This is a genomic window from Amycolatopsis echigonensis, from assembly GCF_014174495.1.
Classification (GTDB): domain Bacteria; phylum Actinomycetota; class Actinomycetes; order Mycobacteriales; family Pseudonocardiaceae; genus Amycolatopsis; species Amycolatopsis echigonensis.
This window is the reverse complement of record NZ_JACJHR010000007.1, coordinates 136572-161543: the sequence shown is the minus strand read 5'-3', so window position 1 is coordinate 161543 and position 24972 is coordinate 136572. Positions and strand designations below refer to the sequence as shown.

At 70.5% G+C, this 24972-nt stretch carries 6 protein-coding genes; 3 read left to right on the top strand and 3 right to left on the bottom strand.

Annotated elements, in window-relative coordinates; translation table 11 throughout:
- Nucleotides 1-122 precede the first annotated feature (122 nt).
- From H5411_RS07525 to H5411_RS07515, 3 genes are all read left to right on the top strand, one after another.
- Complete coding sequence (locus H5411_RS07525; protein ID WP_220816615.1) at nt 123-1511, top strand: HNH endonuclease signature motif containing protein; 1389 nt, start codon at nt 123-125, stop codon at nt 1509-1511.
- Between the two features lie 50 nt (nt 1512-1561).
- On the top strand, nt 1562-2344 hold the full coding sequence (locus H5411_RS07520) for a thioesterase II family protein (RefSeq protein WP_183123356.1): 783 nt from the start codon (nt 1562-1564) through the stop codon (nt 2342-2344).
- Nucleotides 2345-2453: 109 nt separating this feature from the next.
- Nucleotides 2454-2723 (top strand): hypothetical protein, encoded by a 270-nt coding sequence (locus tag H5411_RS07515; protein WP_183123355.1) that lies wholly within the window; start codon nt 2454-2456, stop codon nt 2721-2723.
- A gap of 325 nt (nt 2724-3048) precedes the next feature.
- Here the strand turns inward: H5411_RS07515 and H5411_RS07510 are convergent, their stop codons facing one another.
- The 3 genes from H5411_RS07510 to H5411_RS07500 all read right to left on the bottom strand — a co-directional run bounded on the left by H5411_RS07510 (nt 3049) and on the right by H5411_RS07500 (nt 24950).
- The gene (locus H5411_RS07510; RefSeq protein ID WP_220816614.1) at nt 3049-3519 is read right to left on the bottom strand and encodes a GNAT family N-acetyltransferase; all 471 of its coding nucleotides are present in this window, start codon (nt 3517-3519) and stop codon (nt 3049-3051) included.
- Between the two features lie 282 nt (nt 3520-3801).
- Nucleotides 3802-9186, bottom strand: a complete 5385-nt coding sequence (locus H5411_RS07505; protein ID WP_183123354.1) for a type I polyketide synthase — start codon at nt 9184-9186, stop codon at nt 3802-3804.
- Complete coding sequence (locus tag H5411_RS07500; protein ID WP_220816613.1) at nt 9183-24950, bottom strand: type I polyketide synthase; 15768 nt, start codon at nt 24948-24950, stop codon at nt 9183-9185. The genes H5411_RS07505 and H5411_RS07500 overlap by 4 nt, the downstream gene beginning before the upstream one ends.
- Nucleotides 24951-24972 lie beyond the last annotated feature (22 nt).

Genomic DNA, 24972 nt, shown 5'->3' with positions numbered 1-24972 from the left:
AATTCTGTTGCAGTAGCTGCGTTTTGGCTCCGGACAGTGATCTTGCTGGTCTTGCTTCCGCAGTCGGGGTTGACCACTTCGAGCGATGGCGTAGTCGAACGTGCGTTCGAGAACATGGAGAGGTGTCCACGACCACGACGCTCCCCGCCTGGCAGTTGTCAGACCGGGACCTGACCACCAGACTCCTGACCACCCAAAGACAGCAGAACGTCGCTTACGCCGCGCAACTGGAGACCATCCGGGAACTGGAATCGCGCGGTGCCGTGCCGGAGGGCTATTCCTCGACTTCGGCCTATCTGGCGACGATCCTGCACGTGACGCTGCGCGAGGCCCGCGCCCGGCTCGCCCAAGCCACCGGCACGTTGCCGCTGACGTGGAAAGCCTTGTCCGCGGGCGAAATCACCGCCCAGCACGCGACCGTGATCGCTGAATTCCTCGCTGACGCGCCGAGGTGGCTGACTCCCGAGGACTACACCGTCGCCGAAGACACCCTGGTAACCCTCGCGGGGCAGGCCAACCCCAGCATCGTCCGCCGCGCGGCGACCCGGCTCAAGATCTACTGGGACAACGATCCTTCCGACGTGTCCGGTTCTTCCTCTGAGGCTTCACCTGGATCCCCGGACGTGGACCACGGCTTGGACCCCGATTCGGTTCCCGACCCGAGTTCCGGTTCTGGGTCGGGCTCGGGTTCCGGTTTCCGCTCCGGTTCCGGTTCCGATGCAGCCGCCCGCCCGTGGCGGGAATTCAGCTGGCACTGGACCCGAACCGGCCGTTTCCGCTTCGCCGGCAACGTCGACCACGAAACCGGCACCCTGATCGAACAACTGCTGGTCCCTCTGGCCGCACCGGACCCCGCGACCACGCCGGACACCCCCGACCCCCGCACCCCGGCCGAACGCCACGGAGACGCCATCGCCGCGATTGTCGACCTGGCCGCCCGCACTCCGGACCTCCCGGCCAAGGCCGGCGAACGCGCAGTCGCGACGGTGACCGTCAGCCTGGAAACCCTGCAGAGCGCCGCGAAGACGATCTTCACGGACGACGAATCCGTCCTGCCCGCGTCCCACCTGCGCCGGATCCTGTGCGACGCCAAGGTCTACCCCGCCGTCCTGGGCACCGAAGGTCAGGTCCTCGATCTGGGCCGCTCCGCCCGCACCGCCACGAACGCCCAGCGCCGGGCCCTCGCGATCCGGGACCGCGGCTGCACCTTCCCCGGCTGCGACCGCGGTCCAAAGTGGACCACTCCGCACCACATCGTCCACTGGGCCCACGGCGGCGCGACGGATCTGGACAACCTCGCCTCGTGCTGCGAACGCCACCACCGCCTCCTGCACCACAGCGGCTGGAAAATCGTGCTCCGAGACGGTGCCGTGTACTGGATTCCGCCGTCCATCCTCGATCCGGAGCAGAAACCGCTCCGCAACACCGCACACAACCCTCCGCCCGCCCCCTTGCGAACCGCAGCCGCGGCCACCAGCGCCACCCCTCCCCGGGCGCGCCGGGCCAGCTAGGGGTTGTCCAATGCCGATCCTCCGCCAACACTCCTGGTTTTGTGACCGCAGTGGACGAAACACCCGCGAACGCACGCACAAGCCGGTGGATCCGCCGTTTCCACCCGACCGACGGAGCACGGGCGCGTCTGGTGTGCCTCCCGCACGCCGGCGGCTCGGCGACCGCCTACTTCCCGCTTTCCGCCGCCGCGGCGGGGCAGGACTTCGAGGTGGTCGCCGTCCAGTACCCGGGCCGCCAGGACCGCCGCGCCGAACCATGCCTGGACACGGTCGCCGCCATCGCCGATGCGATCGCCGACGACCTGGCCGACTGGTCCGACCTGCCCGTGGCCCTGTTCGGCCACAGCATGGGTGCCACCGTCGGCTACGAGGTGGCCCGCCGCCTGGAAGCCCGGGGCAATCCCCCGCTAGGCCTGTTCGCCTCCGCCTGCCGGGCCCCGTCCGCGCAACGCATCGAGTTCATCCACCAACGCGACGACGACGGCCTGATCGCCGCGCTGAAGGAACTCAGCGGCACCGACGCCGGCGTACTGGGCGACGACGAGCTGCTGCGCATGGTGCTGCCCGCGATCCGCGGCGACTACACCGCAGTGGAAACCTACCGGCACCAACCAGGTGTGGAGCCAAGCTGCCCGATCCAGGTCCTGGTCGGCGACGCAGATCCGGTCACCGACCTGGACGAGGCCGACGCGTGGCGCAACCACACCACCGGCACCTGCCAGGTCAAGATCTTCCCCGGTGGCCACTTCTACCTGAACGACCAGCTCAACGCCGTCCTGGACACGATCACCACAACCCTGGCCGCCTGGCAACCGGGAATGTACCGGGAATAAGGGTGGGGAAACCCCAGGGAAGCTTCAGGAGCACACCCCATGGCTCCCGCTTCCCGGTTCCGAGAAACTAGGTACATCAAGGAAACACCCCCTCAACCAGGAGGCCATCATGATGGCGATCACCACCGCCCCCGGCGTCACCCAGCGCATGCTCGCCAACGGCCACCTGGAGCTGACCTGCCGCACGACCAACCGCCACATCGAATGCGAACCAGTCGCCGCCGCGATGTGGATCGCCCTGAAGCAGCACAACGGCGACGTCGACCAAGCCGCCACCACCCTCTCCGCCCTGTGGGAAACGAACGAAGAAGACACCCGCTACGACCTGATCGCCCTGGCCGGTTCGCTGTGCTCGCTGGGCATGGCCACCGAGTCCTAACCCGGCGTAGCTCCGAGCCTGTCGTGAACCGGGAGCATGCGGCGGCCTGGTCCGGCATCCGCATCGAAAGCCGCCGCCAGTGAGACCACGGCCAGGCCCCGCGACGCACTGCTATCCCAATCCAACGCCGCCACGCCAGCGGGAACAAGCCGAACGGCGCGGTTACCCCGCGACGGACGACCGTCCCACCACCTCGCTCCGGTGCTCAGCAGCATCCACAGAGGGAATTCCGGCCCGACGCGGGAGATCACGACCGCCACCGGCCTGAACCCGTTCTACTTCTGGGAACAATCAAGCCGCGTTGGCTTGAAACGAAACCACGCAGTCATGGTCGCTTGAATGGCCGGAATCCGCGCGCGAGGTAGTTCTGGAGCGCATGGGGATGGTCGTCGCTGGAGGTGTGCAGCCAGACTCGCTGCGCGGGCAACCCCCACGTCATGGTGACGGCCTCGGTGAGGAATGGGCCGCCGATGCCGTGACCGATTCGTTCCGGCACGAGGCCGAAGGAGTCGATCTCGATGTCCGGTGCCTGCCGGAGGTTGAGTGAAAGCAACCCGATGGCTGCGCCGTCGATCACGCCAGCCCAGTGCCGCATCGTTGGGTTGCCCAGGTATTCGTCCCACTGTTGGGTATCCCACTGCTGGCTCGGCCACGCGAAGTCGCGCCCGACCGCGAGGGTCAGAGTACGGACCTCGTTCCCGTCGATGGGCTTCAGCTGGACCTGTCCGCTGAACGTTGAGGTCGAAGGGCGCAGCTCACTTGGATGGGTCATCTCCAGATACGTCAGCTCGGGCACCTCGTGATCTTCGCACAGGCGGGTCCAGGGCTAAAGCCAATTTGAGAGTGCTCGGATTCCACGCCTTCAGCTGGACGCAAGTGGCGTGAACGCGGCAGGACTCGCTGCTGAGCTGGCTGACCGACCTGACGCTCGACACGGCGGAGGGCGACGTGCAGCTTGGCGCGGTGCCGAAAAGGTCACGGCGGAGAGTTGCCGCACACGGAGTTGCTGCCCGGGTACGCCTGGAACAAACGAGCGCCGATGCGGGCCGCCCGGCCGATGCGGGCGGCCCCCAACGCGTTAGCGGGCTTCCAATTCTTCGTCCAGCAGCGCGAACAACTCGTCCGCGCTCGCTCCTTCCACTTCCTCGTCCAGAACCAGCGACGCCAGCACTGCCTTCAACCTCGTCACGACGCCGGAAACCTCGTCGGGTTCCAGGCCTCGTACGACGTCTTCCAGCGCGTCCAGCTGGACCTCGACGGCGGACGGGGCACCGTCCGCTACCAGGTGTTCTCCCAGGACCTGCACGGACGGGTAGTCGAAGATCAGCGTCGCGGGCAAGCGCATCCCGGTGAGGACGTCCAGGCGGTTGCGCAGTTCGATGGCGGTCAGGGAGTCGAAGCCGAGTTCGATGAAGCCCTTTCTGGGGTCTACCGCGTCTCGGCGGTCGTGGCCGAGGACTACGGCGGCGGTGCCGCAGACCAGGTCGACGGCGGCTCGTACTCGTTCGGTGCCGGACAGGCGCAGTACCTGGTTCCAGGAATCGTCGACGGCCTCGACTCGGCGGCGGCCTCGGATCAGGCCGCGCAGCATTGCGGGGACACTGTGGGCGTCGGCGCGCAGGCCGGACATGTCCAGGCGTACCGGAACCAGCGAGGGCTGACCGGCGGCGACTGTCGCGTCGAAGAGTTCCAGGCCGTCGGCGAAGGACAGGCCGAAGACGCCGGACCTGGCCATGCGGATCAGGTCGGTGTCGGCCAGGTCGCCGGACATGCCGCCTTCGGACCACAGGCCCCAGGCGAGCGACACGGCTGGCAAGCCTTGCGCGGCGCGGTGGTGCGCTAAAGCGTCGAGGAAAACGTTTGCCGCGGAGTAGTTGGCTTGGCCTGCGGCACCTAGGGTTCCGCCGGCGGACGAGTACAGCACGAAGGCGGACAGGTCCAGGGACGCGGTGAGTTCGTGCAGGTGCCATGCGGCGTCGACCTTCGGGCGGAGGACTGCGTCCATTCGTTCCGGGGTCAAGGACAGGAGTACGCCATCGTCGACGACGCCGGCGGTGTGGATTACTGCGGTCAGCGGGTGGTCGGAGGGAACGTCGGCGAGGAGAGCTGCGGCGGCGTCGCGGGAGGCCAGGTCGCAGGCCACCAGCGAGACTGTGGCACCCAGCTCGGTGAGGGAGGCGGCGAACTCCTCGGCTCCGGGAGCGGTGGGACCGCGGCGGCTCGTGATGAGCAGGTGGCGGACGCCGTGTTCGGTGACCAGGTGCCGGGCGATCAGTCGGCCTAGCACGCCGGTGCCGCCGGTGACCAGGACGGTGCCGTCCGGGTCTAAGGCGACGGTGCCCTCCGGAAGGTACTTTGCCAGGCGGTGCACCAAAACCGCGCCATCGCGGACTGCGACGCCGGGTTCGTCGGCGTACATCGCGCCGAGGACCGAGCCGACCGGGAGCGGGCCGTTGTCGAGGTCGACGACCATGAATCGGTCTGGGTACTCGAGTTGTGCGGTGCGGATCACGCCCCACAGTGCCGCGTGGGTGAGGTCGGGTGCGCCCTCGTCCGGTCGAGTGGCGATCGCGCCGGAGGCGACAACGACCAGGCGCGAAGCGGCCAGTACGCCCTCGGCGACCCAGGCTTGTGACAAGGAAAGGAGGTTGTGGACGGCTGCGCGAGCGCCTTCCGGGGCGGCGGTTTCCGGAGCGGCGAAGGGTACGTAGACGACGTCTGGGACCAGGGCACCGTTGTGGATTGCGTCCAGCAAGGCATCGAGGTCCACATAGGACTCGCCGCTCAGGCCGAAGGGGTCGTTGCCCAGGATTGCGGTGGTCACGGCGGTGACGTCGTCGCCCTGCCACGGGATCCAGTCGACGCGGAAGAGCGAATCGTCCGCGGCTGAACGCGTGGCGGAGGCGAACGCGTCGTCGGCGATGGGACGCAGCGCGAGTGAATCCACCCGCAGCACGGGTGCGCCGGACGGGTCCGTCGCGGTGAGCGAGACGGTGTTCTCGACGTCCGACGAGATCAGCACGCGCAGGGTGGCCGCGCCGCCGGCGTAGAGCGAGACGCCGGACCAGGCGAAGGGCAGGACTGGTTTGTCCTCGGTCGGCCCGGCGAGGCCGATCGTGTGCAGGGCAGCGTCGAGCAGCGCGGGGTGCAGGCCGAACGCGCTGGCGTCGGCGTGCTCGGGCAGCGCGACCTCGGCGGCCAGCACGTCGCCCGCTTGCCAAGCTCGGCGCAGGCCGGCGAAAATCGGGCCGTAGTCGAAGCCTTGTGCGGCCAGTTCGTCGTACCGGGAGGTCACGTCGATCTCCGTGGCTCCGGCGGGCGGCCATTCCGCGGTCGCCGCGGACGGCGAACCGGCTGGGGAGAGCCGGCCGCTGCCGTGCTGGACCCATTCGTCGGCGTCCTCGGGCTGGGAGAAGATCCCCAGCGCTCGGGTGCCGTCATCTTCCTCCGCACCGACGGTCACCTGCAGCCGCACCGCGCCCTGCTCGGGCAGGATCAACGGCGCGGCCAGGGTGAGCTCGTCGACCCGACCGCAGCCGACCTCGTCGCCCGCGCGGACGGCCAGCTCGACGAACGCCGTGCCGGGGAACAGCGCGGTGCCCTGCACGACGTGGTCGGCGAGCCATGGCTGCGCGGCCAGCGACAGCCGTCCGGTGAGGACGACGCCGCCGGAGTCCGCGGTGCCGACTACCGCGCCGAGCAGCGGGTGCGCGGCTTCTCGCTGCCCGACCTCGGCCACGCCGCGAGCCCGCGCGCCGGTCGGGTTGTCCAGCCAGTAACGCTTGCGCTGGAACGCGTAGGTGGGCAGCTCGACCACGTGCGCGCCGGAGTAGAACGCGTCCCAGTCGACCGCCCCGCCGAGCGTGAACAGGGTCGCGACCGCGGCGGCGGCCGACTCTGCTTCGGCGCGGTCCTTGCGCAGGACCGGCACGAAGGCGGCGTTGGCGAGAGCGGCGGTTGCGCTGGCGGTATCACCGGCGGGCCCGCCCCCTCCCCCCGCCCCACCCACCACAGCACCATCGGCACAGCGCTGCCCCATTGCGGTCAGCACCGCGCTCGGGCCGACCTCGACGAACGTGTCCACTCCGGCGTCGGCCAGCGCTCGCACGCCGTCCGCGAACCGCACTGCCGAACGGACCTGACGCACCCAGTAGTCCGGCGTCGCCACGTCCGCCGAGGGGTCCACTGTGGACACGATGGGCACCGAGGGAGCGGAGTACGTCAGGGCGCGCGCCACCGCGGCGAACTCGTCCAGCATCGGGTCCATGAGCGGGGAGTGGAACGCGTGCGACACCCGCAACCGCGAAGTTCGATCAAATTTCCCAGCAACCGCAAGTACTTCTTCTTCTGCCCCCGACAATACCACCGACCGCGGCCCGTTCACGGCCGCGATTCCTACCCCATCGGTTAGTAGCGGAAGGACCTCGTCCTCGGTAGCCTGCACCGCGACCATCGCCCCGCCGGCGGGCAGATCCTGCATCAGCCGAGCCCGAGCGACTACCAGTTTTCCGGCGTCCGCAAGGGAAAGCACCCCGGCGACATGCGCGGCGGCGATCTCCCCGACGGAATGGCCCAGCAGATAAGCATGCCGGACGCCCCACGACTCCAGCAACCGATACAGGGCGACTTCCACCGCGAACAAGGCAGGCTGCGTGTAACCAGTCTGATCGAGCCGGTCAGCGTCGGCGAGCAGGGAACGCAAGGGAACATCGAGGTCCAGCGCAGCACCGACCTCGTCCAGGGCAGCGGCGAAGACCGGGTACGCAGCGGCGAGGTCGAGACCCATGCCAGCGCGCTGAGCCCCCTGGCCAGTAAAGAGAAACGCCAGCCGCCGCGGAGAAGCCACGCCCTCGACCACTGAAGAAGAAGCTTGGCCTGCTGCATAATCTCCCAGAGCCCGCGCAGCAGCTTCCCGGTCAGCAGCCACCACCGCAGCCCGCTGCTCGCTGAGGGTTCGCGTAGTGGCAAGGGAAAGCCCGACGTCCGCCGGAGAGCCCGCAGAAGCGAACCCGGCTAGCTGAGCAGCCTGCGCCCGCAAAGCCTCCGGCGAGGAAGCCGAGAGCAGCCAGGTAACCGGCCCGGCGGAAGGCGAAGGTGCGGGAGCCGGATCACCTTGCTCGACAATCACATGCGCGTTCGTCCCGCTGATGCCGAACGACGACACCGCGGCCCGCCGAGGACGTCCGGTCGACGGCCAGGGCGTCGACTCGTTCAGCAGCGCAACAGTGCCATCCGCCCAGTCGACGTGCGGCGAAGGCTCATCGGCGTGCAGCGTCGGCGGCAACACACCCCGCCGGAGAGCCTCGACCATCTTGATCACCCCGCCGACCCCGGCAGCGGCCTGAGTGTGCCCGACGTTCGACTTGAAAGAGCCGACATACAACGGTCGCGCGGGAGTAGCGACCTTGCCATAGGTGGAGATCAGGGCCTGCGCCTCGATCGGGTCCCCCAGCTTGGTACCGGTCCCGTGCGCCTCCACCGCGTCCACATCGGACAGTTCCAGCGAGGCATCGGCCAGCGCGGAACGGATGACCCGCTGCTGCGCCGGACCGTTGGGCACGGTGATCCCGCTCGACGCGCCATCCGAGTTCACCGCACTGCCGCGCAGCACCGCGAGCACGTGGTGCCGGTTGCGCCGAGCGTCGGAAACCCGTTCCAGCAACAGCATTCCGGCACCTTCGGAGCATCCGACGCCGTCAGCGCCGCTGCCGAAGGCCTTGCAGCGACCGTCCGAGGACAAGCCGTGCTGTTCGCTGAAGTACACGAACATGTCCGGCGTGACCATCACCGTCACCCCGCCCGCCAGCGCCAGCGAGCACTCGCCTCGCCGAAGTGCCTGCGCGGCAAGGTGCATCGCGACCAGCGAGGACGAGCACGCGGTGTCCACCGACACCGACGGGCCTTCGAGGCCGAGCGTGTACGAGACCCGCCCGGAAATCAGGCTGCCGTCGCTGCTGCCCGCGCCGTAGTCGTGGTACATCACGCCGGTGAACACCCCGGTCGCGCTGCCGCGCAAAGTCGACGGCACGATCCCGGCGCGCTCGACGGCCTCCCACGCGGTCTCGAGCAGCAACCGCTGCTGAGGGTCCAGCGTGACCGCCTCACGCGGCGAGATGCCGAAGAACTCCGGCTCGAAATCGGCGGCGTCGTAAAGGAAACCGCCTTCGTTCGAGTATGTCGTGCCGGGACGGGAGCCGGTCGGGTCGTGCAGGGCGGCGGTGTCCCAGCCGCGGTCGGCCGGGAACTCGCCGATCGCGTCGACCCCGCCGGCCACCAGGTCCCACAGCTGCGCGGGCGTGGTGACGCCGCCGGGGTACCGGCAGCCCATGCCGATGATCGCGATCGGCTCGGACTGCCGGGCGGCCAGCCGCTGGTTGTCCGCACGGAGCCGTTCGTTGTCCGTCATGGACTGCCGCAGCGCGGCGACGATCTGCTCGGTCGAAGGAGCGGACTTGTCGGTCACTGGGATTCACCCCGTTCGTCGGTGCCGCCCATCGCGGAGCGGACCAGGTCGGCCAGGTCCATCGAGGCGACTGCCGCCGCCGCGTCGTCGGTGCCGTTCAGTTCTTCTTCGACCGAAACCTCAGGCTCAGGAGCCAGCTCGGTCAGCAGGTGCCGGGCCAGCGGCAGCGGGCTCGGGTAGTCGAAGATCAGCGTCGCGGGCAGCCGCAGCCCGGTCGCGGCGCCGAGCCGGTTGCGCAGCTCCAGCGCGGCGAGCGAGTCGATGCCCAGGTCGGTGAAACCCTTCTCGACCCGGACCGCCGAGGCGTCGTCGTATCCGAGGACTGCCGCCGTGTGCTCGCACACCAGGTGCAGCGCCGCCGAGTCCCGCTCGTCCGCCGGGAGCGTGGCGAGCTTGTCGGCGAACCCGGCCTCCGGCTCTGCCGACGAGGAGACCGCCGCGCGCCGCGGTGCGGCAGTGACGAGACCCTTCAGCAGTGCCGACGCGCGGTCGGCGTCCTTGAGGTCGAGCTTTACCGGCACCAAGGACGCCGACGAAGCGGCCAGCGCGGCATCGAACAGCTCCAGCCCCTCAGCCGCGGACAGCTCCGCGGCCCCGGACCGGGCGATGTGCGCCAGGTCCACCTCGCCGTCGGTGCCTTCCCACGGACCCCACGCGAGCGAGGTCGCCGGGAGGCCGAGAGAAGAGCGGTGCTCGGCCAGCGCATCCAGGAAAACGTTGCCGGCGGCGTAGTTCGCCTGTCCCGCCGCGAGCAGCAGGCCGCCTGCCGAGGAGTAGAGAACGAATGCCGTCAGTTCCCGAGTAGCCGTCAGCTCGTGCAGGTGCCAGGCCGCGTCGACCTTGGGCCGCAACACGTTCTCGACCTGCTGCGGAGTGAGAGCGCTCAGCACCGCGCTGTCCATCTGCCCGGCCGCGTGCACGACGGCGGTCAGCCGCGGCAGCGTGTCGAGCAGCTTCGCCAGCGCGTCCCGGTCGGTGACGTCGCACGCGGCCACCGTCACCTTCGCGCCCTCGCTGACCAGTTCGTCGACCAGTTCCCGCGCACCCGCCGCGTCGAGACCGCGCCGGCTGGTCAGAACCAGGTCACGGGCACCGCGAGCGACCAGATGCCGAGCGAGCAGCCCGCCGAGCAGGCCCGCGCCGCCGGTGATCAGCACCGTGCCGTCCGGGTCCCACTCGACCGTCTCGCCGACCTCGGTGACCCGGGTCAGCCGCGGCACGCCCACCTCGCCGTTCCGCACCCGGGCTTCCGGTTCGCCGGACGCGACGACCGCGGGCAGCGCCCGGGCCGACGCGGGCGACGCGTCGAGGTCCACGACCTGGATCCGGCCCGGGTTTTCCGCCTGGGCGGCCCGCACCAGACCCCAGACCGGAGCCTGCGCCAGCTCGTCGCGGGTGACCACGACCAGCTTCCCGTCCCCGTCCGACAGCCAGTTCTGCAGGTGTCGCACCGTTTCCTGCACGACCTGGTGCACCCGCGACGGAACCGAGCCGGAACCCGAACCGACCGGCAGCACCAGGACATCCGCATCGATCGGCTCAGTCCGAAGCGGCACGCCGAGGCCGAGGTCGTCGGTCCCGAGCACGGCCCAGCCGTCCAGCGACGGCACCAGCCGAACGCCCGAAGCGGGCTGCCATTCGATCCGGTACAGCGAGTCCGGCACCTTCGCGCCGAGCTGGCCTTCCGACACCGGTCGCGTGACCAGCGAGGCGATCTGCGCCACCGGGGCACCCGATGCGTCGGCAAGGTCGAGCGACGAACCGCTCTCGGTCTTCCGGACCCGAACCCGCAGTGCCGTCGCGCCGCCGGCCTGCAGCGACACCGAGTTCCACGCGAACGGGATCGTCGTCTCGGTCAGCGCCTTCGGACCGCCTGGGATCAGGTAGTCCGTCGCGCCGAGTGCCGAGTCGAGCAGGCCCGGGTGCAAGCCGAATTCGTTCGCCGAGGTGCCTTCCGGCAGCGCGACCTCGGCATATACCTCGCCTTCGCGAAGCCAGACCGCCCTCAGATTGCGGAACGTCGGCCCGTAGCCGAAGCCGAGCCCGGCGAGGTCGTCGTACAACCCGGTCAGGTCAACCGACTCCGCGCCCGACGGCGGCCACTCGCTGAGCGAGAACTCCGCGGCCGCGCCGTTGGCCAGCGTGCCCGCGGCGTGCTGGACCCAGCTGGCCTCAGTCCGCGAGTGCACCGACAGCTCCCGGCGGCCGCTGGCGTCCGGCGCGCTGATGACCACGCGCAGGTCGACCCCGTCCTCGGACAGCAGCAACGGTGCCTGCTGGGTCAGCTCCTCCAGAAGGTCGCAGCCAACCTGGTCCCCGGCGTGCACCGCCAGCTCGACATACGCGGTGCCGGGCAGCATGGTCCGCCCCATCACCACGTGGTCGGCCAGCCACGGCTGCGTCGCGACCGACAGCCGTCCGGTCAGCACCGCGCCGCCGTCCGGCAGTTCCACCAGCGCACCCAGCAGCGGGTGTCCGGCGGATTGCGCACCAAGCGTGCTGACGTCGCCGGTCGGCTTCGTCGCGTCGAGCCAGTAGGACTTGTTCTGGAACGCGTACGTCGGCAAGTCCACAGTGGACGCACCCTGTCCGGCGAACAACGCCTTCCAGTCGATCTTCGCGCCCCGGGAGAACAGCGTGGCCAGCGCGGTGAACACGGTCGGCACCTCGGCCCGGCCGCGCCGCATCGCGGGCACCTGGACGACCCGGTCCGGCCGGTCGGCCACCGCGGTGTCGCATTCGCGCGCCATCCCGGTAAGCACCGCGTCCGGGCCCAACTCGACAAACCGGGTCACGCCCGCGGCGAGCAAGGTGCCGACCCCGTCAGCGAACCGGACGGCCTCCCGCACGTGGCCCACCCAGTACTGCGGCGAGCACAGCTCGGCGGCAGTCGCGATCTTGCCGGTCACGTTCGACACCACCGGGATCGACGGCGCGGAGTAGGTCAGTTTCTCCGCCACCACCGCGAACTCGGCCAGCATCGGCTCCATCAGCGACGAGTGGAACGCGTGCGACACCACCAGCCGCTTCGTCCGGCGACCAGCGTCGGCGAAGGTCGCCATGGCAGCGACAACCGCCTCCTCCGGACCGGAGATGACCACCGACCCCGGACCGTTCACTGCGGCGATGTCCACGCCTGCAGGCAGCGCGGCTCGCACCTCGTCCTCGGTGGCCGCGATCGCCGCCATCGTGCCTCCGGTCGGCAGCGCCTGCATGAGCCGGCCGCGAGCGGCGACCAGCGAGCAGGCGTCGGCCAGCGAGAACACTCCGGAGACGTGCGCCGCGGCGAGTTCGCCGATCGAGTGCCCGGCGACGTAATCCGGCGTGACGCCCCAGGATTCGACCAGCCGGTACAGCGCAACCTCGATCGCGAACAGCGCGCATTGCGTGTATGCGGTCTGGTTGAGCAGCGGCGAGTCCTCCCAGATCACCTGCTTGAGCGGGGTGTCCAGCTCGGCGTCGAAGAGACCGCAGATCTCGTCGAACGCTCCGGCGAAGGCCGGGAACGCCTCGTACAGACCGCGTCCCATGCCCGGCTGCTGCGCGCCCTGTCCGGTGAACAGGAACGCCGTCAGGTCGGCCGCGCTGACCGTGCCCGCCACGGTGCCCGCCGGGGTCCGGCCGTCGGCCAGTCCGTCGAGCGCCTTCAGCGCGGCTTCGCGGTCGGCCGCCAGGACCACCGCGCGGTGGTCGAGCGCCGCGCGACCGGTCGCCAGCGTGTAGCCGATGTCGGTCAGGCTGACATCGGGGTTGGCCCGCAGATGCGCGGCCAGCCGAGCGGCCTGGTCGGCAAGCGCCTGCGCGACCGAGCCCGCCAGCGGCAACGGAATCGCCGCGAGTTCCGGTGTGGTGCGCCGGATTTCGTTGGCCGGAGCGGGCGGAGCCTCCTCGATGATGATGTGCGCGTTGGTGCCGCTGATGCCGAAGGACGAGACGCCGGCGCGCCGCGGGTGTCCGTTCGGCAGCCACGGCCGCGGTTCGGTGAGGAGCTCGATGTCGCCCGTGGTCCAGTCGACGACCGGCGACGGCGCGTCGACGTGCAGTGTCTTCGGCAACATGTTGTGCCGCAACGCCTGCACGACCTTCATCACGCCAGCCGCGCCGCCGGACGCCTGCGCGTGCCCGATGTTCGACTTCACCGAACCCAGGTACAGCGGCTGCCCGTCCGGACGGTCCTGGCCGTAGGTGGCCAGCAACGCCTGCGCCTCGATCGGGTCGCCCAGCTTGGTGCCCGAACCGTGCGCCTCGACCGCGTCCACATCGGACGGCTTCAGCCCACCGGCGGCGAGGGCCGCGTGGATCACGCGTTCCTGCGACGGGCCGTTCGGTGCGGTCAGCCCGTTGGACGCACCGTCCTGGTTGACCGCGCTCGACCGAACCACCGCGAGCACCTCGTGCCCGTTGCGTTGCGCGTCGGACAGCCGCTCCAGCAGCAGCAGACCCGCGCCCTCGGCCCAGCCGACGCCGTCGGAAGCCGCGGAGAACGACTTCGACCGGCCGTTGGGCGAAAGCACGCCCTGACGGCTGGAGTCGACGAACAGGTCCGACTGCGACAGCACCGTGACACCGCCGGCCAGGGCCAGCCCGCACTCCCCCGCCCGCAGCGCCTGCACCGCGAGGTGCAGCGTGACCAGCGAGGACGAGCACGCGGTGTCGACCGTCATGCTCGGTCCCTCGAGGCCGAGCAGGTAGGAGATGCGGCCGGAGACGACCGCGCCGGAGCTGCCGTTCGGGATGTAGGCGGCGACGTCGGCCGGGGCGCCCGGGGCGCGGCTGCCGTAGTCGTCGTACATCGCGCCGGTGAAGACCCCGGTCAGGCTGCCGCGCAGCGCGGTCGGGTCGATCCCGGCGCGCTCGATGGCCTCCCACGCGGTTTCCAGCAGGAGCCGCTGCTGCGGGTCCATCGCCATCGCCTCGCGCGGCCCGATGCCGAAGAACGCCGGGTCGAACTCCGCCGCGTCGTGCAGGAAGCCGCCCTGGTTGGCGTAGGTCTTGCCGCGTTTGCCGCGCTCCGGGTCGTAGATGCCCTCGGTGTCCCAGCCGCGGTTGGTCGGGAAGCCGGAGACCGCGTCGACCTCGTCGACCAGCAGCTGCCACAGGTCCTCCGGCGACCGCACGCCGCCGGGGTAGCGGCAGGCCATGCCGACGATCGCGATCGGTTCCTGCATCGACGCGTTCGTCCGGGCGGTCGTCGCCGGGGTCTTCGCGACCGCGCCGAGCAGTTTGCCCTTGACGAAGTCCGCGACGGCCTTGGCGGTCGGGTGGTCGAAGATCAGCGTCGCGGGAAGCGTCAGACCGGTCGCGGTGCCCAGCAGGTTGCGGAGTTCGACGGCGGCGAGCGAGTCGAAGCCCAGCTCCTTGAACGCCCTGGTCCCGTCCACTTCGGACTTGTCGGCGTAGCCGAGCACGGTGGCCACCTGCGTGCGGACGAGGTCGAGCAGCACCCGGTCCCGTTCGCTTTCGACCAGCGCGGCGAGTTCGTCGGCGAGCGCGTTGTCCGCTGCCTTGGCCGCCTTCGCCACGCGACGTGCCTTCGGCGGCACGAAACCACGCAGCAGTGCGGGCAGTTCGTCAGTACGCGCCCGCAGTGCCGGAACGTCCACGCGAAGCGGCGCGATCACCGCGTCTTCGGTGGCCACGGCGGCGTCGAACAAGGCCAGCCCCTGCTCAGCGGTCACCGCGGGCAGGCCGAGGCGGGCCATCCGGGCGAGGTCGGCTTCAGCGAGGTCTCCGCCAAGTCCGGTGTTCTCTGCCCACAGACCCCAGGCCAGCGCGGTGGCCGGAAGTCCGGCCGCGCGCCGGTGTTCGGCGAGCCCGTCGAGGAACGCGTTGGCCGCCGCGTAGTTCGCCTGTCCGGCGGGCAGCACCTGGCCGCCTGCCGAGGAGAACATGACGAACGCGGACAGCTGGCGGTCGGCGGTCAGCTCATGCAGGTGCCAGGCCGCGTCGACCTTCGGGCGCAGCACCGCGTCAAGCTGCTCCGCGGTGAGCGAATCGACGACGCCGCTGTCGGCGGTACCGGCGGCGTGCACCACCGCGCCGAGGTCCGGCAGGCCGTTGATCAGCTGTTCAACCGCCGCACGGTCAGCGACGTCGCAGGCCGCTACCTGGACCGTCGCGCCCAGGTCGGTCAGCTCTTCGGCCAGCTGCGCAGCACCCGGCGCGTCGAGACCGCGGCGGCTGGTGAGCACCAGGCTCTGCACACCATGCTCGGCCACCAGGTAACGCGCCAGCAAGCTGCCGAGACCACCGGTGCCGCCGGTGACCAGGACCGTGCCGTCCCACGAAGTGCTTCCGGTCGATTCGGTGCGGGTGTAGCGCGGAGCGAGCACCGAGCCAGCCCGGATCGCCGCTTCCGGCTCGCCCGAGGCGACCACCGCGGCGATCGTCTCGACCTTCGTGGCTGTGCTGGGCTCGTCAGCGTCGATCAGGAACACGCGTCCGGGGTGTTCGGCTTGCGCCGCCCGGGCGAGGCCCCAGAGCAGACCCTGCGTGACATCCACAGCGGACTCGCCAGCCGGAACCGCCGACTGCGTGACGATGGCGAGCTTCGTGTCCGTCAGGCGCGATTCGGCCAGCCACGCCTGGATTTCGGCGAGCAGCCAGGTCACGTTCGCCCGCGCTGCTTCCGGCACCGCGCCCTCCGCGGCAGGCACCGAGAGCGTCACGAGTCCCGGAACCGGCTCGCCGCGATCGACCGCACCGAGCAGGTCCGCGAACCCGCTGTAGGTGGCGGCCACGCCGACTCGGCCTTGTCCGATCGCGACGACGTCGCCCGGCTCCGCGGCCGGAACCGGCACGGACTGCCAGCCGATCTTGAGCAGCGAACCGTCCGTGGTCTCCGCCTGCGCGGCCAGTTCAGTCCGCACCGGCCGCGACACCAGCGACTCGACCGACGCGACCGGGTTGCCCTCGCCGTCCACGACCTCGATCGAGGACAGCTCGTCGCCGTCCAGCCGCACGATCCGCACCCGCAGTACCGAAGCGCCGACCGCGTGCAGCGTGACGCCGTTCCACACGAACGGAAGCAGCGTCGAACCGCTCGGGTCGCCGAGGAGGTCGGCGTGCATCGCGGTGTCGAGCAACGCCGGGTGCAGACCGTACGAGCCCGCCGTGGACGCGGCCGGTTCGGGCAGCGCCACCTCGGCGAACACTTCGTTGCCCCGTCGCCACGCGGCCTGGAGCCCCTGGAAGGCCGGGCCATAGCCGTAGCCGCGCTCGTTGAGCCGTTCGTACGCGCCCTCGACCGGGATCGGGGTCGCGCCCGCCGGCGGCCATTCGGTGAGGCCAGCGGGTTCCGGCCGGGCAGTCGCAGACAGCGTCCCCAGCGCGTGCTGGGTCCAGTCGCCGCCCGATTCGACCGGACGGGAGAACACGGTGACCGAGCGGCGGTCGCCGTTCGCGGGACCGACCACCACCTGCAGCGCGACCGCGCCATCCGGCGGCAGGACGAGCGGCGCTTGCAGCGTCAGCTCCTCGACCACCGGGTGGCCCACCTGGTCGCCAGCGGCGACCGCCAGCTCGACAAACCCGGTGCCGGGCACCAGGATCGCGCCCTTCACCACGTGGTCGGCGACCCACGGCACCGATGAAGCGGACAACCGTCCAGTGAGGACGGTCGTGTCCGAACCGGACAGTGCCACGACCGCGCCCAGCATCGGGTGCGCCAGCGACTGCTGGCCGACCGAGGTCACATCACCGGACGGCGTCGCGTCCAGCCAATAGCGCTTGTGCTGGAAGGCATACGTCGGCAGGTCGAGCCGGACCGGGCCGTCACCGAGCAGCGGGCCAAGTTTCACCGCGCCGCGAACGTGCAGGCGACCGGCCGCGGTGAGCGCGGTGCGCACCTCGTCCTGGTCGCGTCGGCCGAACGGGACGAACTCCGCTTCGACGCTCTGCGGACCGAGCGCGGACAGCACGCTGTCCGGCCCGATCTCCAGGAACGTCTCGACGCCGCTGTCGGCCAGGGTCGTGACCGCAGCACCGAAACGGACGGTCTCGCGAACATGGGTGACCCAGTACTCCGGCGAACGCAGCTCGTCGTCGGTGGCGAGTTTCCCCGTGACCGTCGAGACAATCGGGATCTTCGGCGCCTCGTAAGTCAGTCCGGCGGCGATCGCGCGGAATTCGTCGAGCATCGGCGTCATCAGCGGCGAGTGGAACGCGTGGCTCACCCGCAACCGTCGCGTTTGGACATCACCAGCGGCCCGCTCGATCTCGGCGACCACGTCCGCGTCGCCGGAGACAACCACGGCAGCCGGGCCGTTCACCGCTGCGATGCTGACCGAGTCTTCGCGGCCCCGCAGCAGTTCCCGGACCACCTCTTCGGTCGCGGAGAACGAAACCATCGCGCCGCGCCGGTCGTTCAGCGCGCCCATCAACCGGCCGCGTGCGGCGACCAGTTTCGCCGCGTCCGCAAGGGACAGCACGCCCGCGACGTGCGCCGCGGCCAGCTCGCCGATCGAGTGTCCGGCGAGCGCGTCGGGCCGGAAGCCCCACGACTCGGCGAGCCGGAACAGCGCGACCTCGACCGCGAAGAGCCCGGTCTGGGTGTACTGCGTCTGGTCCAGCAGGCCCCGGTCGGCGAGTTCGGTGGTGCCGAATACGACGTCCCGCAATGGCACGTCGACCAGTGGGTCGATCGCCGCGCACACCGCGTCGAAGGCGGTCGCGAAGGCCGGATACGCGTCGTACAGCTCGCGTCCCATGCCGACCCGCTGCGCACCCTGGCCGGAGAACAAGAAGGCGAGCTTGCCGTCCACGACCTGGCCAGTCGGTGCGTCTCCGCCCGCCAGCGCGTCGAGGCCGTCGGCGAGTTCTCCTGCGGTCTCTGCGACGATCACCGCGCGGTGTTCCAGCGAGGCCCGCGTCGCAGCCAGCGAACGCGCGATCTCGGCGACGGAAATGCCTTCAGTGAGCCAAGAATGCAGTCGTGCGGCCTGTCCGCGCACCGCCGCGGCGGACCGGCCGGACAGCGCGACCGGAACGATCGTCTGCGTCTCGGAAGGCCGCTCGACCGGGATCGCCGGAGTCTGTTCCAGGATGACGTGCGCGTTCGTGCCGCTGATGCCGAACGACGACACCGCGGCGCGGCGCGGCCGGTCGACCTGCCACTCCCGCCGTTCGGTCAGCAGCCGGACCGCGCCGGTCTCCCAGTCGACCACAGTGGACGGACGGTCGACGTGCAGCGTCTGCGGCAACTGGCCGTGCTGCATCGCCATGACCATCTTGATGATGCCCGCGACACCTGCCGCAGCCTGTGTGTGGCCGATGTTGGACTTGATCGACCCGAGCCACAGCGGCTCTTGCCGGTCCTGCCCGTAGGTCGCGAGCAGTGCCTGCGCCTCGATCGGGTCGCCCAGCGTGGTGCCGGTGCCGTGCCCCTCGACAGCGTCCACTTCGGACGGCTGCAGACCAGCGTCCGCCAGCGCCTTGGCGATCACCCGCTGCTGCGAAGGACCATTCGGTGCGGTCAGGCCGTTCGACGCGCCGTCGTGGTTCACCGCGGAGCCGCGGAGGACCGCGAGCACCGGGTGACCGTTGCGGCGCGCGTCCGACAGCCGTTCGACGAGCAGCATGCCCGCGCCCTCGCCCCAGCCGGTGCCGTCCGCCGCCTCGGCGAACGCCTTGCACCGGCCGTCGGCGGAAAGCCCGCGCTGACGGCTGAAGTCGATAAAAGTGTCCGGAGTGGACATCACGGTGACACCGCCGGCCAGCGCCAGCGTGCACTCCCCGCGCCGCAGCGCCTGCACCGCCCAGTGCAACGCGACCAGCGACGAGGAGCACGCGGTGTCCACCGTGACCGTCGGACCTTCCAGCCCCAGTGCGTACGACACGCGACCGGACACGACGCTGGCGAGGCTGCCGTTGCCGAGGTAGCCCGCGATGTCGTCGGAAACCGTGCCGAGGCGGGTGCCCCAGTCGTGGTACATCACCCCGGCGAACACGCCAGTCGCGCTGCCGCGCAGGCCGACCGGGTCGATTCCGGCCCGCTCGAACGCCTCCCAGGACACCTCCAGCAGCAACCGCTGCTGCGGGTCCATGGCCGCCGCCTCGCGGGGGCTGATCTCGAAGAAATCCGCGTCGAACTCGGCCGCGTCGTGCAGGAAAGCACCGTGCTTGACATAAGAGCGGCCGGGCTTGCCGGGCTCCGGGTCGTATAGCGAGTCGACGTTCCAGCCGCGGTCGACCGGGAAACCGGACAGCGCTTCCTCGCCTTCGGACACGAGCCGCCACAGGTCTTCCGGCGTCTCGACACCACCCGGGTAACGGCAAGCGATGCCGACGATGGCGATCGGCTCCTCCGGGTCCACAGTGGTCACCGGGGCAACGAGGCGCGCCGGAGCCAGCCCGGCCAGCCGCGACGCCAGGTACTCGGCGAGCGCGCGCGGCGTCGGGTAGTCGAACACCAGCGTCGCGGGCAGCCGCATGCCGGTGACCGAATCGAGGATGTTGCGCAGTTCCACCGCGGCCAGCGAGTCGAAGCCGATCTCGCCGAACGGGCGGGCCGGGCTGATCGCATCGGCGCTGTCGTGCCCGAGAACGGCCGCGACGTGCGTGCGCACCAGGTCGAGCAGCGCGCGATCCCGATCGGCCTCGGCGAGATGCGCGAACCGCTCGGCGAACTGCTGCTCGGGCGTCACTTCCCCGCTGGCGACCGAGATCCGGCGGCGGCCGGCAGGAACGAGCCCGCGCAGCACGGCCGGAACGTCCTCGCCACGCGACCGCAGGGCGGCGCGGTCGACGCGGGTCGGCACGACCGTCGGAACTCCGGTGCCGACCGCCGCGTCAAGGGCGGCAAGGCTTTCCGCCACAGTCAGCGGAGCCAGGCCCAGCCGCGTGATGCGGTTGCGGTCCACTTCGGACAGTGTCGCGCCCATCCCGATCGCCTGACCGGCGTCGGGGGCCCACAGCCCCCACGCCAGCGACGTCGCGGGCAGGCCAGCGGCGTGCCGGTGCTCGGCCAATGCGTCGAGGAAGGTGTTGCCCGCGGCGTAGTTCGCCTGTCCGGCACCGTCGGCGAGGCCCGCCGAGGAGGAGAACAGGACGAACGCCGACAGGTCCAGCTCGGCGGTCAGCTCGTGCAGGACCCACGCCGCGTCGAGCTTCGGGGCTAGCACCGCGTCAAGCTGCTCGGCGGTCAGCGAGCCGATCATCGCGTTGTCGAGCACGCCGGCGGTGTGCACGACGGCCGACAGCGGATGCTCGGCCTTTTTGATCGCCGCCGCGAGCGAACGCTTCTTGCTGACGTCCGAGGCGACTACCTTCGCGGTCGCGCCCAGCTCGGCCAGTTCGTCGACCAGCTCGGCCGCGCCCGGCGCGTTGAACCCGCGACGGCTCAGCAGCAGCAGGCTGCGCACGCCATGCTTCGTGACCAGGTGCTTCGCGACCTGCGCACCGAGACCACCGGTGCCGCCGGTGATCAGCACGGTGCCGTCAGCGCGCCAGGTCGGCTCGCCAGCTTCGGCCGCCAACCGGACCATCCGCCCTGCCGACACCGTCTCGCCGTCGATGCGCAACTCCGGCTCACCCGAGCCCAGCGCGGTGGCCAGCGTCGCCGCGGTAGCCGCGCCCTCGACCAGGACCACGCGGCCCGGGTGCTCGGCCTGCGCCGAACGCACGAGCCCGCGGACGGCGGAGTCAGCGAGCGTGCCGCGCGTCAGCACGATCAGCCTCGCACCGACGTACCGGTCGCCTTCCAGCCACTGCTGCAGCACAGTACGCACGCGGTGCGCGGTCTGCTTGGCAGCGGCCGCAATGTTCTTGCCGGGCACGGAAACTGGCAGCAGCACGACGTCGGGCACGTCGACCAGCGACACCAGCGAGTCGACCACCGGAAGGTCGAAGCCGCTGACCGCGCCCAGCGAGGCGAGCGTCGGCAGTTCGAAGGACCCAGTGACCGGCGTCCATTCGACGGTGTACAGCAGGTCGCGCACCTGAGTGCCGAGGTCGGCCTCGCGGACCGGCCGCGAGCGGAACGACTCGACGGACAGCACCGGAGCACCGGCCACGTCCGTCACGTCGATCGAGACACCGCCGGTAGCCGGGGACGTGATCCGCACCCGGACCTCAGTCGCGCCGGAAGCGTGCAGCCGCACGCCGGTCCACGCGAACGGCAACCGGATCTCGTCCGGTTCGCGCGCCTCACCGGGGGCGAAATCGGTGGCGTGCAGCACCGCGTCCAGAAGCGCCGGGTGGATGCCGAACGCCGCGTCGCGCCCGGTCGCCGGCAGCGCGACCTCGGCGAACACGACGTCATCGCGCTTCCACGCGGTACGCAGGCCCTGGAACAGCGGCCCATAGCCGTAACCCTGCTCGGCCAGTTCGGTGTACAGCTCATTCGTCGCGACCACTTCGGCACCGGCGGGCGGCCATTCGCCACGCGAGGGTTCGGCTACCGGTCCAGCGGCGAGGACACCGACGGCATGCCGCGTCCAAGCCGCGTCGGCGTCGTGGTCCGGGCGGGAGTGGAATTCGATGGTGCGGCGGCCGTCGACGTCCGGGCCGACCAGTGTCTGCAGCGCGACGCCACTGGACTCCGGCAGCGCGAGCGGGGCCTGCAACGTCAGCTCGTCCACCACGCCGTAGCCGACCTGGGCGGCGGCGTGCAGAGCCATCTCGACGAACGCGGTACCTGGCAGCACCGGCGTACCGGCGATCGCGTGGTCGGCCAGCCACGGGTGCGTCCGGAGCGCGACCCGACCGGTGAGGACCAGGCCGTCGTCACCCGCCAGGCCGATCTCGGCGGCCAGCAACGGGTGCCCCGAAGCCAGCTGACCGAACTCCGCCGCGTCGCCGTGGCCGGTGGGCGCGGTGAGCCAGTAGTGCTTGTGCTGGAAGGCATACGTCGGCAAGTCGACCAGTTGCGCGGGGCCGAAGAACGCAGTCCAGTCGATCACCAGGCCACGGGTGTGCAGGCGGCCGAGCGCGGACGCGAGGGTGGTGACCTCGGGCCGGTCGCGGCGCTGCGCGGGGGTGAATGCGATGGCGTCGCTCGTGCCGGCGGCCATCGCCGACAGCACGGCATCCGGACCGACCTCGACCGCGGTCGTCACGCCAGCGTCGACCAGGGCCTGGACCCCGTCGGCGAACCGCACCGCGCGGCGGACGTGCCACAGCCAGTATCCCGGCGAGCACAGTTCCTCGGCGGTCGCGATCCGGCCGGTGACGTTCGAGACGACCGGGATCGCCGGGGCCGCGTAGTCGACCACCTCGAGGATCTCGCGGAAGTCGGCCAGCATCGGCTCCATCAGCGGCGAGTGGAACGCATGCGACACACGCAGCTCGCTGATCTTGCGGCCCTGCATGCGGAACACCGACACGACGGCTTCCACCGCTTCGCGCTCGCCGGAGACGACGACCGACGTCGGACCGTTCACCGCGGCCAGGCTGACCTGGTCGCCGAGCAGCGGCTGGACCTCGTCCTCGGTCGCCGCGACGGCGACCATCGCGCCACCTTCCGGCAAGGCTTGCATGAGCCGTCCGCGAGCGGCGACGACCAGGCACGCGTCGGGCAGCGACCAGACGCCCGCGATGTGCGCAGCAGCGAGCTCGCCGATCGAGTGGCCGAGCAGGATGTCCGGCCGCACGCCCCACGATTCGAGCAGCCGCGCCAACGCGACCTCGACCGCGAACAGCGCGCACTGCGTGTACTGCGTTTCGTTCAGTTCCTCAGCGTTGTCGCCGAAGAGGACGTCGCGCAGCGGGATCTCCATCTGCACGTCGAGGTGGTCGACAGCCTCGTCGAAGACCTCGGCGAACTTCGGGTATGCCAGGTACAGCTCACGCCCCATCGCGAGCCGCTGCGAACCCTGGCCGGTGAACAGCATCGCGAGCTTGCCCGGCGTGCGCTCGCCGACGACAACGTTCGGATCCCGCTCCCCCGCCGCGAGAGCCTGCAGCCCGCGCACGGCGTCCGCGATGTCCTCCGCGACCACCACGGCACGCTGGTCGTGCGCGGCGCGGGTGGTAGCGAGCGAGAAGCCAAGGTCAGTCAGGTTGCTATTTTCCACAGTCGACACGAGTGCTGCGGCCTGCGCCTTAAGCGCTTCCTCACTGCGTGCCGACACCATGAGCGGCACGACCGGCAGCTCGTCACTCGTGGTTTCCGCGGACTCGACGGCCGGAGCCTGCTCGATGATGACGTGCGCGTTGGTCCCGCTCACGCCGAACGACGAAACGCCAGCGCGGCGCGGACGTTCGCTGTCCGGCCACTCCCGCTGTTCAGTCAGCAGTTCGACGGCACCCGCAGTCCAGTCGACATGCGGCGTCGGCTCGTCCACGTGCAGGGTCTTCGGCAGGACGCCGTGCCGCATCGCCTCGACCATCTTGATCACGCCCGCGACGCCCGCCGCGGCCTGCGTGTGGCCGATGTTCGACTTGATCGACCCGAGCAACAGCGGCGTCTCGCGGTCCTGCCCGTAGGCGGACAGCAGCGCCTGCGCCTCGATCGGGTCGCCGAGCCGGGTACCGGTGCCGTGTGCCTCGACCGCGTCCACATCGGACGCTGCCAAACCAGCGTCCGCCAACGCGCGCTTGATCACCCGCTGCTGTGACGGACCGTTCGGCGCGGTAAGACCATTCGACGCACCGTCGGAGTTGATCGCCGAGCCGCGGACCACGGCCAGCACCGTGTGTCCATTCGCGACTGCGTCAGAAAGCCGCTCCAGCACCAGCACCCCGACGCCCTCGGCGAAGCCAGTGCCGTCCGCCGCCGCTGCGAAAGCCTTGCACCGACCGTCTTCCGCGAGACCACGCTGACGGCTGAAGGCGGTGAACGTGCCCGGCGCGCCCATCACCGCGACGCCACCGGCCAGCGCGAGCTGGGTTTCCCCACGGCGCAACGCCTGTACCGCCAAGTGCAGCGCGACAAGAGAACCGGAGCAAGCGGTGTCAACGGTCAGCGTCGGCCCTTCCAGACCGAGTGCGTAGGCGACGCGACCGGAGACGACGCTGGGCGCATTGCCGGTGAGCAGATAGCCGTCGAGGCCGTCGGGAGCTTCGTGCAGCCGCGGGCCATACTCCTGCGCCTCGGCACCGATGAACACGCCAGCCGGAGTGCCGCGCAGCGTCGACGGGTCGATCTTGGCCCGCTCCAACGCTTCCCACGCAGTCTCCAGCACGAGCCGCTGCTGCGGGTCCATTGCGGACGCTTCGCGCGGCGCGATGCCGAAGAACCCGGCGTCGAATTCCCCGGCACCGGGCAGGAATCCGCCCGAGGTGACGTAACTGCTGCCTGGCTTGTCGGGGTCCGGGTCATAGAGACTGTCGAGGTCCCAGCCGCGGTCCTCCGGGAAACCGGAGATGGTGTGCACCTCGTCGGCGACCAGCTGCCACAACGCCTCCGGCGATACCGCGCCGCCCGGATAGCGGCAGCCGATTCCGACAATCGCGACCGGTTCGTCGTTCGCCGCACCGGCAGCCAGCACCGAGACGGATTCCTCCGCACCGAAGACCTCGGCGTGCAGGAACCGGACGACCGCGGCCGGGGTCGGATAGTCGAAGGCCAGCGTCACCGGCAGCTCCAACCCGGTCGCCTCGGTCAGCTGCGCGTGCAGCTCCACCGCGGCGAGCGAGTCGAAACCGTGGTCGGAGAACGCTTTCTCCGGGTCGAGCACGGCCGGCACCTCGGGCAGAGCGGCCCGCAGCGCCGCCCGCGTCGCGTCGTGGACCACGCCGGCGAGGAACCCCGCGCGGTCCGCCGGCGGCAGAAGCGTCAGCCGCTCCGCGAAGCCGGATTCCCGATTCTTCTCACTCTCACGCATTGCGCACTCCACCGCGGTAGCC

Bases quoted from the DNA above. Each gene is read 5' to 3' on its own strand.
- H5411_RS07515 (WP_183123355.1), top strand. From the start codon at position 2,454: ATGATGGCGATCACCACCGCCCCCGGCGTCACCCAGCGCATGCTCGCC.
- H5411_RS07500 (WP_220816613.1), bottom strand. From the start codon at position 24,950: ATGCGTGAGAGTGAGAAGAATCGGGAATCCGGCTTCGCGGAGCGGCTG.